The sequence below is a fragment of the Nocardia sp. NPDC051900 genome, assembly GCF_044452545.1.
Classification (GTDB): Bacteria; Actinomycetota; Actinomycetes; order Mycobacteriales; family Mycobacteriaceae; genus Nocardia; species Nocardia sichangensis.
Map to the genome: position 1 here is coordinate 1 of NZ_JBITBU010000077.1, position 1,283 is coordinate 1,283.

Sequence of the window (1,283 nt, forward strand, 5' to 3'; positions counted from 1 at the left end):
TGAGGTTCCCCCGCATTGTTGGAGGGCGGGGTTATCAGGTTCCAGCCGGAACCGGGTGATGGTAACTGGCTTCGAACTCGGCGGGTGATCGCCAGCCCAGCTTCTTCTGAATGCGCTGGCTGTTGTACCAGCCATCGATATAGGCGAACAGGGCGTTCTCGGCCTCGTCCCGGGTCCGCCAGGCCCGGCGATAAACCAACTCGGTCTTCAACGTGGAGAAGAAATTCTCCATCAACGCGTTATCGTAAGAATCTCCGACCGAGCCCATCGATTGCGCGATCCCGTTGTCGGCCAGCCGATTAGCGAACCGAATCGCCGTGTAGGTCGAGCCCCTATCGCTGTGGTGTATCAGCTCACCGTCGCGGATGTCACGGCTCCAAACCGCGAACTCCAGCGCTCCGAGCACAAGCTCGGTGTCGCAGCGGTCCGAGGTTTTCCAGCCCACGATCCGGTTGGAGAACGCATCCCGCACCGCTGCCAGCCAGAACGTGCCCTGACCGCACGGGATCCTGGTGGCGTCGGCCACCCACAATCGGTTCGGCCGGTCCGCGGTGAAGACCCGTTCGACCAGATCCGGTGCCGGCGCTGCTCGTGGATCGGTTCGTGTCGAGGCGGTGCGCCACCGTTTCCGCAGGAACGCGCCCTGCAACCCGGCGCCACTCATCACCCGCTCCACCCGTTTGCGGCCGACGGAGATGCCGCGCCGGGCCAGCATCGCATGCACCCGAGGAGAGCCATAGGTGCCGCCGGAGCTGGTATGGATATCGACGATCTCAGCCAGCAACGCCTCGTCCGCGATCTGGCGAGCCGAGCGCTGTTCCAGGCGTTTGCACCACCAGTAATAGGTCGACGAGGCGATCCCGAGTACCCGCAATACGAGCTCGACCGGGTGCTGGCTGTCCTTGACGAACCGCACGATCACCTCCGGGTCTGGCCGAGCTCCGAGGCGAAATACGCACTCGCAGACCGCAGAATGTCGTTGACCCGCTCCAACTCGGCGACCTGCTTACGCAGCCGCTTGTTCTCCTCGGCCAAATCGGACGCCTCCGGCTCCGGTCGCTGACCGGTGTCGGCTTGTCGGATCCAGTTCCGCAAGGCCTCGTGATGGACCCCCAACTGCTGGGCGAGCTTGCGGATCGTCGGCTTCGGGTCCGATTCCAGATACAAGCGGACCGCTCGAGCCTTCAACTCGTCCGGGTATTTCTTCGGTGCTGCCACGCGGGGCTCCTTCCCGGTCCTATCGGACCATGCTCAGAGCCCTCCAAGGAAGCGGGGGAACCTCA

2 protein-coding genes are annotated in these 1,283 nt (G+C 63.9%); both read right to left on the bottom strand.

What is annotated here, in order from left to right; genetic code table 11:
- Positions 1 to 34: 34 nt before the first annotated feature.
- A complete protein-coding gene (locus tag ACIA5H_RS37785; protein WP_397081165.1) occupies positions 35 to 916 on the bottom strand; it encodes an IS3 family transposase in 882 nt (293 codons plus the stop codon).
- A 2-nt stretch (positions 917 to 918) separates the two neighbouring features.
- The gene (locus tag ACIA5H_RS37790; RefSeq protein ID WP_194982285.1) at positions 919 to 1,218 is read right to left on the bottom strand and encodes a transposase; all 300 of its coding nucleotides are present in this window, start codon (positions 1,216 to 1,218) and stop codon (positions 919 to 921) included.
- Positions 1,219 to 1,283 lie beyond the last annotated feature (65 nt).